Source organism: Candidatus Electronema sp. TJ, assembly GCF_048287355.1.
Lineage (GTDB): Bacteria > Desulfobacterota > Desulfobulbia > Desulfobulbales > Desulfobulbaceae > Electronema.
Window position 1 is genome coordinate 1 of the sequence record NZ_JBLWEP010000119.1, and the last position, 7,385, is coordinate 7,385.

Genomic DNA, 7,385 nt, shown 5'->3' on the forward strand with positions numbered 1-7,385 from the left:
CTCAGGCCGTCTTCCGCCGCTTTTCGTCACGGGTCACAGCAGGCTGCTCGCCTTTGCTGATCACCTCCTCGCTGATCACGCATTCCACTGCATAATCATCCGAGGGCAGCTCGTACATCACGTCGAGCATCGCGCTTTCCATCACCGAGCGCAGCCCGCGCGCCCCGGCCTTGCGCTCCATCGCCTTTTTCGCAGCAGCGGTCAGGGCCTCTTCGGTGAAGCGGAGCTTGATGCCTTCCAGATCGAAGAGCTTGATGTACTGCTTGGTCAGGGCGTTCTTCGGCTCCTTGAGGATGCGGACCAAGTCCTCTTCTCGCAGCTCGCGCATCGGCGCGATGACCGGAAGGCGGCCAACCAGCTCCGGGATCAGGCCGAACTTGAGCAGGTCTTCCGGCTGCACTTCAGCTAACAAATCACCTTCGCTCTTCTCCTCATCCAGGCGGATTTTCGCGCCGAAGCCGATGGACTTCTTGCCGCCGCGCCGTTTGATCACCTTGTCCAAGCCGACAAAGGCCCCGCCGACGATGAAGAGAATGTCGGTGGTGTCAATTTTGATCAGATCCTGCTGCGGATGCTTGCGCCCGCCCTTGGGCGGCACTGAGGCCACCGTGCCCTCGATCATCTTCAGCAAAGCCTGCTGCACGCCTTCGCCGGACACATCGCGAGTCAATGAGGGGGAATCCGACTTGCGGGCGATCTTGTCGATCTCGTCAATATACACAATGCCGCGCTGCGCCCGTTCGACATCGTAATCCGCCGCTTGGAGCAGGCCGACGAGAATGGTCTCCACGTCGTCGCCGACATAACCCGCCTCAGTCAACGTAGTGGCATCGGCGATGCTGAAGGGCACGTTGAGGATGCGGGCCAAGGTCTGGGCCAGCAGAGTTTTGCCGCTGCCGGTCGGGCCGATCAGGACGATGTTCGACTTCTGGATTTCCACTGCGTTCGCATCGCCTTTGCCAGCAATGCGGGAGCTGATCCGCTTGTAATGATTATGCACCGCCACCGCCAGCACCCGCTTGGCAAAGTCTTGGCCGATGACGTAATCATCCAAATGGGCGTGAATCTCCTTGGGCTTGAGCAGGCGGGGCGGCTCAACCACCTTGGCCGCTTCGCCGCCCTCTGTCGGCTCCTTGATCATCCCGTTGCAGATTTCCACGCACTCGCTGCAAATATACACATCCGGCCCGGCAATAAGCCGCGCCACTTCCGCCTCATCCCGACCGCAGAAGGAGCAGGCGCGGGTTCCGGCGGAGCTGCCGCTGAGTTCGTCGCTCATGCCCGCGCCTCCTTCTTGCCGCCTTCCTCCCGGCGTTCCAGCACTTTGTCCACCAACCCGTAAGCCTTCGCCTCCAGCGCGGTCATGAAGTTGTCGCGCTCGGTGTCCTGCTCGATCTGCTTGACCGGCTTGCCGGTGTGCTTGGCGAGGATGCTGTTGAGATCAGCCCGCATCCGCAGGATTTCCTTGGCGTGAATCTCAATGTCCGTGGCCTGGCCTTGATAGCCGCCCATCGGCTGGTGAATCATGATCCGCGAGTTGGGCAAGGCGAAGCGTTTGCCCGTCGCGCCTGCGGCCAGCAGGAATGCACCCATCGAGGCCGCTTGCCCCATGCAAAGCGTGGCCACGTCGCAGCGGATGTACTGCATGGTGTCGTAGATGGCCATGCCTGCGGTGACGGAGCCGCCAGGCGAGTTGATGTAAAAGGTGATGTCTTTGTCCGGGTCGTCCGCCTCGAGAAAAAGCAGCTGGGCGACAATCAGGCTGGAAACATCGTCGGTGACCGGCGTGCCGAGAAAGACGATGCGCTCCCGCAGCAGACGCGAGTAAATATCGAACGCCCGCTCGCCGCGCGGACTCTGCTCAACCACCATTGGCACAAGATTCATGATCAGCTCCTCAAAACAAAAAACCGGACAGCAGTCTGTCCGGCTGATAGGCAAAATAACGCTTTCGGCTTACGCCTGCTGCGCTTCCGCAGCTTCCTCTTCCACTGCCGCCGCCTGCTCCTCGGTGATCTTGGCCGCGTCGATCAGGAAACGGAGAATTTTCTCGTTCAGCAGCTCAGCGAGGAAGGGCATGATCTCCTCCCGACGCTGGAAGTACTGCTTCACATCCGCCACGGTCATCTTGTACTGCGTGGCGATGCGCTGATAGCCGCGCTCGATGTCCTCATCCGCCAGCTTGATCTCCTCCAGCTCGGCCACTTTCTTCAGGAGGAAGTCGCCCTTCACCCGCTTTTCCGCCGCCTCGCGGTTCTGCTTGGCCAGCTCGTCCCGCTTGATGCCGGCGGTCTCCAAAGTCAAACCAGCGCGTTTCAGCCGCTCCTCAGTCTGGTTGATCATCTCCTGCACCTCGTAGGCCACAGCCCGCTCCGGCACTGGAAATTCATTCATGCTGATCAGCTTCTGCATGACCCGGTCAGCGATATCACCCTCAAGGGCGGCTTCACGCTGCTTCTTCAGCTCTTCGGCAATGCCTGCCCGCAGCTCGGCCAAGGTGCTGTATTTCGCGTCCACATCCTTGGCGAACTCGTCGTCCGCAACCGGCTTGACCCGCTCTTTAATCTCCTTCACATCCACCTTGAATTCGATCTTCTTGCCTGCCATGACCGGATTGGGATAGTCGGCAGGGAAATCGGTCTCGTACAGGGCGGACTCGCCTTTCTTCAGCCCGATGAGCTGCTCCTCGAACTCCGCGCCGAGCCGCTTGGTGCCCACGTCAATCGAGTAGTTCTCGTTGTGCACTTCCTTCATCGCCTTCTCGTTGTGAAAGCCTTGGAAGTCTACAATAACGATGTCGTCCACAGCCACGCCGTGCCCATCGTCAGCAGTCCGAAGGACAGCGTGCTTGCGGCGTAGCTCTTCAATCTTGCGGTCAACGTCGGCCTCAGTCACATTGACCGCAGGCTTCTCGATCTCCACGCCCTTGTACTGGCTGATCTCAAAAACCGGCTTCACGTCCACCAAGGCGACATAGACAAAAGAGCCGTCATCCGCAAAACGGGTCTCGCGGATTTCAGGATGCACAACCACGTCCAGCCCTTTCTGCTCCACTGCGTCAAAATAGGTTTCCTGAACCAGCTGCTCCGCCACCTCGGCCTTCACCCGGTCGCCGTAGTTCTTCTCCAGAATGGACATCGGGGCCTTGCCCTTGCGGAATCCCTTGAGGTGAACATCCTTCTTCAGCTTGCCGTAGGCTTTGTCTGTCGCCTCCTGCACTCTATCCGCAGGCACGGTGACGGTGAGCTTGCGGGTCAGTTCGCTCAGTTCTTCGACTGCTATTTCCATCGCCTCAAATTCCTTAGTTTCTGGTTGCCTGCTTTGGGCAGAAAGATATCTCAATCCAGGCAGGCGCAGGTTCATGCCGCGCCCGTCTCCTGAATATGGGACTATGTGTTTTCAGAGGATTGGTGCGAGAGAGGGGGGTCGAACCCCTATGCACCAAGTGCGCTGGATCCTAAGTCCAGTGCGTCTGCCAGTTCCGCCACTCTCGCGTTAATCCTGTAGTATTAATCAATGAACAGCCCTTCGTCAAGGGCGATGGCGCAAAGCAGGGGGAAAAAGCTTGCCCACGCGCCTCTTTTTTTCTTGGGAGTCACGCAGGTTGGAAAAAACAGAACAGTATTCAGGTTTCCCCGTTCGCAGGCTTTATCATTGTTTACTTCATCCGCCGACAGAGGTATTTTTATCGCATTCCTAGTATTGCGCGGCAGGATAAACAGATTCACCTCAAGCTAACATGATCTAATTTTACGTATAAAGATGAATCAGCATATCGAACCTGCCATCTATGCGTGTTGCCAGAAAATCATTCAAGAATGCTTTTGGGAATACAAGATGACAGCAGAGGACATTCTCGGCCTGGCAAAGAAAGGCAGCGATCAGGAGAAATATTTCCTGTTCACAAAAATCCTCGAAAATGCAACGGATGTCTTGAAGAGCCTCAGCGTGTTTGCTCCTTCTGATCAGCAAGACATGCTGCGTCGCTACATCCCTCCAAAGTTCAACTGTTTTTTCCTCGAAAGACGATATAAAATCCTAAAATATTTCTTGCTCAATGAGCAGACCGATATTCCTGAACTGCGATGGAACATATAGACTACAACGAACTGTATCGTCTGCAAGATGAGGTTTTAAACTTGGTGTTTGCGGAAGACACAGAGTTTTATCTCACCGGCGGAACCTGCCTCAGCCGTTTCTATTTTGAGCAACGATATTCTGATGATCTTGATCTGTTCACGCATTGTTCTGATACGTTCTCTTATTCCGCAAGGGCCGTGATCGAACGCTTTGTCCGAGCAGGCTTGTCCGTGAAAAAGCAAGTTGATGCCAAGGACTTCGTCCGTCTTCTTCTGACCAGCCAAGAAACAGCCCTCCAAGTTGATTTTGTCAATGACCGCGTGAAACGGTTCGGCGATTTTGTCTATCGCCACGGATTCCGGCTCGACAATCCCTTGAATATTCTTTCCAACAAGATCACAGCGGTCATAGGCCGTGACAATCCAAAGGATATATTTGACATCTTATTAATTTCCAAGAATATATCTATTGATTGGAGCGTGGTTATCGCTGAAGCCGGTGAAAAATTGCATTTTCAGAAAGAGGACTTGCTCTACCGTCTGGAGACATTTCCAGCATTTCTGCTGAAAAAGCTCAATCTGATTGACGAAAAATTTCTCGATAACTTTGATCGTGATTTCAAATCAGTGATTGAAGCGATACAAGCAAGCTGATTTCATCAGCGATGACACAATGACTCTGATACCTAACCTCCCCTCCGGCCCGCTGTCTGAAAAATGGGACAACTGCCGTTTCAGCAGCAAATTAGTCAGCCCGGCCAACCGCCGCAAATATGAAATCATCGTCGTCGGCACTGGATTAGCTGGCGCATCCGCCGCCGCTGCGCTGGGTGAGCTTGGTTACAGCGTCAAAGTCTTCTGTCTCCAAGACAGCCCTCGTCGTGCTCATTCTATTGCTGCGCAGGGCGGCATCAACGCGGCCAAAAATTACCAAAACGACGGCGATTCGGTCTTTCGCCTCTTCTACGACACCATCAAGGGCGGCGATTTCCGCTCCCGCGAAGCAAACGTCTATCGCTTGGCGCAGGTTTCGAATGCAATCATTGATCACTGCGTCGCGCAAGGCGTGCCGTTCGCCAGAGAATACGGCGGCACGCTGGCAAATCGTTCTTTCGGCGGGGCGCAGGTCTCACGCACATTCTATGCACGCGGACAGACCGGACAGCAGCTTCTTCTTGGCGCGTATTCCTCGCTGATGCGTCAGGTTGCGGCGGGCCGGGTCAAAATTTTTCCGCGCCGCGAGATGATGGATGTGATTGTCATCGCTGGCAAGACACAGGGGATTATTGTCCGCAATCTGCTCACCGGTCAAATCGAACGCTATGCAGCCAATGCAGTGGTTTTAGCTACAGGTGGCTATGGCAACGCCTTTTATCTCTCCACCAACGCCATGTCCGGCAATGTCACTGCCGCTTGGCGGGCACACCGGCGTGGAGCCGCCTTTGCCAATCCCTGCTTTGTCCAAATTCATCCCACCTGCATTCCGGTTCATGGCGAATATCAAAGCAAACTGACCTTGATGAGCGAAAGCCTGCGCAACGACGGGCGGGTTTGGGTGCCGAAACAGGCGGGAGACTCCCGTTCTCCCGCAGCAATCCCCGAAGCAGAGCGAGATTATTATTTAGAGCGCAAATATCCGCGCTTCGGCAATTTGGTGCCGCGCGATGTGGCCTCGCGCAATGCCAAAGAGGTCTGCGATCAAGGCAAAGGCGTGAGCGCCACGGGCAGGGCGGTGTATCTTGATCTTGCCGATGCCATAAGACGGGATGGATTGGCCGCGATCATGCAGAAGTACGGCAACCTCTTCCAGATGTACGAGAAAATCACCGCCAGCGATCCGGCTAAGGAACCGATGATGATTTACCCTGCCGTGCATTACGCGATGGGAGGCCTGTGGGTGGATTATCACCTGCAATCCACGCTGCCGGGCCTCTTTGTCATTGGTGAAGCCAATTTTTCCGATCACGGCGCGAACCGGCTTGGCGCGAGTGCCCTGATGCAAGGGCTGGCGGACGGATATTTCATTCTGCCTGCAACCATCAGCCATTATCTGGCGCAAACCGGAACGGATCGCGCCGCTGCCGAACATCCTGCCTTTATCGAAGCTGAGGAAGAGGTCAGCGCACGCATCGCCCGACTGCTGCGCAACCGCGATTGCAAGAAAACCGGGGCGCAAACGGCAGATCAGCTGCACCGCAGGCTCGGTGTGCTGCTCTGGGATCACTGCGGCATGGCGCGGAACAAAGAAGGGCTGCTTAAGGCGTTAGAGGAGATTCCGCAAATCCGAGAAGAATTCTGGCGGAATATTTATGTGCCGGGCAACGGCGAGGATTTGAACCAGTCCTTGGAGCAGGCCGGGCGCGTGGCAGACTTTCTTGAATTTGCCGAGACTATGGTTTTAGATGCCTTGGAGCGCGAGGAATCCTGCGGCTGTCATCTGCGCGAAGAAAGCCAGACTGAAGACGGCGAAGCGTTGCGCGACGATGCGAATTTTTCTCATGTCGCAGCTTGGGAATATCAGGGCGAAGGGAAACGGCCGGTTTTGCACAAGGAGCCGCTGCGGTTTGAGGCGGCGGAGCCTTCGCAGAGGAGTTATAAGTAGCTCAGGCAGACTCACTGTTTGATAAAATATCGGATAAAAGTTATATTACAGTATGGTTTGGGACGTTCTGATCAGCGACGAGTATGCTGAATGGTTTGGAAAACTGCGCAGAAGGAGAAAATAGCTATCGCAGCGGATTTGGAAGTGCTCCGGCATTTTGGGCCGCAGCTTGGCAGACCTCATGTTGATCAGATTAAAGGTTCAGAGTTTGCCAACATGAAAGAACTGCGGACAAAAACTGTCGGCTGTGTCTATCGAAGCCTCTTCGCGTTTGATCCTGCTAGGCGGGCGGTCATTCTTTGCGGCGGAGACAAGAAAGGAAAAGATCAGGAAAAATTCTACCGCCGCCTGATTGCCGAGGCTGACAGAATCTTCAAACGTCATCTGGAAAAAATCACGGTGCGTCCATGAAAACGTTGAATCAGCTTGTTGAGGAAAATTTTTCTTCTCAGGAACGGGAGGAAATCCGGCGGAAAGCCGGGGAAAAGATTGCCGCTGTCCGTCTCCGGCAGGTGCGCCAAGCGCAGCGGGTCACACAGAAGACATTGGCACAGGCAATGGGTTTGTCGCAGTCAGCTTTGTCTGAACTGGAGCGGCGGCCAAACATCACCCTTGAAACCTTGCAGCGGTATGTTGAAGCCCTCGGCGGGCGGCTGGAGATCAGGGCTGTGTTTCCAAAAGGGGCAGAAGAGCTGCTTGCGTGA

Annotated in this window: 8 protein-coding genes and 1 tRNA gene; 5 read left to right on the top strand and 4 right to left on the bottom strand. The window is 55.3% G+C overall.

All coding sequences use genetic code 11. The features are described 5' to 3' along the window. Position 1 precedes the first annotated feature (1 nt). The 4 genes from clpX to ACNKID_RS09070 all read right to left on the bottom strand — a co-directional run bounded on the left by clpX (position 2) and on the right by ACNKID_RS09070 (position 3,494). Positions 2-1,279 carry an ATP-dependent Clp protease ATP-binding subunit ClpX gene (gene clpX / locus ACNKID_RS09055; protein ID WP_417913108.1) on the bottom strand — a complete coding sequence of 426 codons (1,278 nt, stop codon included), beginning with the start codon at positions 1,277-1,279 and terminating at the stop codon, positions 2-4. Continuing rightward, positions 1,276-1,887 (bottom strand): ATP-dependent Clp endopeptidase proteolytic subunit ClpP, encoded by a 612-nt coding sequence (gene clpP, locus ACNKID_RS09060; RefSeq protein WP_417913109.1) that lies wholly within the window; start codon positions 1,885-1,887, stop codon positions 1,276-1,278. The genes clpX and clpP overlap by 4 nt, the downstream gene beginning before the upstream one ends. Before the next feature lie 69 nt (positions 1,888-1,956). Then, on the bottom strand, positions 1,957-3,288 hold the full coding sequence (gene tig / locus ACNKID_RS09065; RefSeq protein ID WP_417913110.1) for a trigger factor: 1,332 nt from the start codon (positions 3,286-3,288) through the stop codon (positions 1,957-1,959). A gap of 120 nt (positions 3,289-3,408) precedes the next feature. Further along, positions 3,409-3,494: transfer RNA gene (locus ACNKID_RS09070), tRNA-Leu, on the bottom strand. Between the two features lie 268 nt (positions 3,495-3,762). Here ACNKID_RS09070 and ACNKID_RS09075 point away from each other — a divergent pair. From ACNKID_RS09075 to ACNKID_RS09095, 5 genes are all read left to right on the top strand, one after another. Further along, entirely contained in the window at positions 3,763-4,098 is a 336-nt protein-coding gene (locus ACNKID_RS09075) for a hypothetical protein (RefSeq protein ID WP_417913111.1), read from the top strand. Continuing rightward, on the top strand, positions 4,086-4,733 hold the full coding sequence (locus tag ACNKID_RS09080) for a nucleotidyl transferase AbiEii/AbiGii toxin family protein (RefSeq protein WP_417913112.1): 648 nt from the start codon (positions 4,086-4,088) through the stop codon (positions 4,731-4,733). Before ACNKID_RS09075 ends, ACNKID_RS09080 begins: the two co-directional genes overlap by 13 nt. A gap of 19 nt (positions 4,734-4,752) precedes the next feature. Further along, positions 4,753-6,681: a fumarate reductase/succinate dehydrogenase flavoprotein subunit gene (locus ACNKID_RS09085; protein WP_417913113.1), complete on the top strand. Its 1,929-nt coding sequence runs from the start codon at positions 4,753-4,755 to the stop codon at positions 6,679-6,681. A gap of 90 nt (positions 6,682-6,771) precedes the next feature. After that, positions 6,772-7,092 carry a type II toxin-antitoxin system RelE/ParE family toxin gene (locus ACNKID_RS09090; RefSeq protein WP_417913114.1) on the top strand — a complete coding sequence of 107 codons (321 nt, stop codon included), beginning with the start codon at positions 6,772-6,774 and terminating at the stop codon, positions 7,090-7,092. Next, entirely contained in the window at positions 7,089-7,385 is a 297-nt protein-coding gene (locus ACNKID_RS09095; RefSeq protein WP_417913115.1) for a helix-turn-helix domain-containing protein, read from the top strand. Before ACNKID_RS09090 ends, ACNKID_RS09095 begins: the two co-directional genes overlap by 4 nt.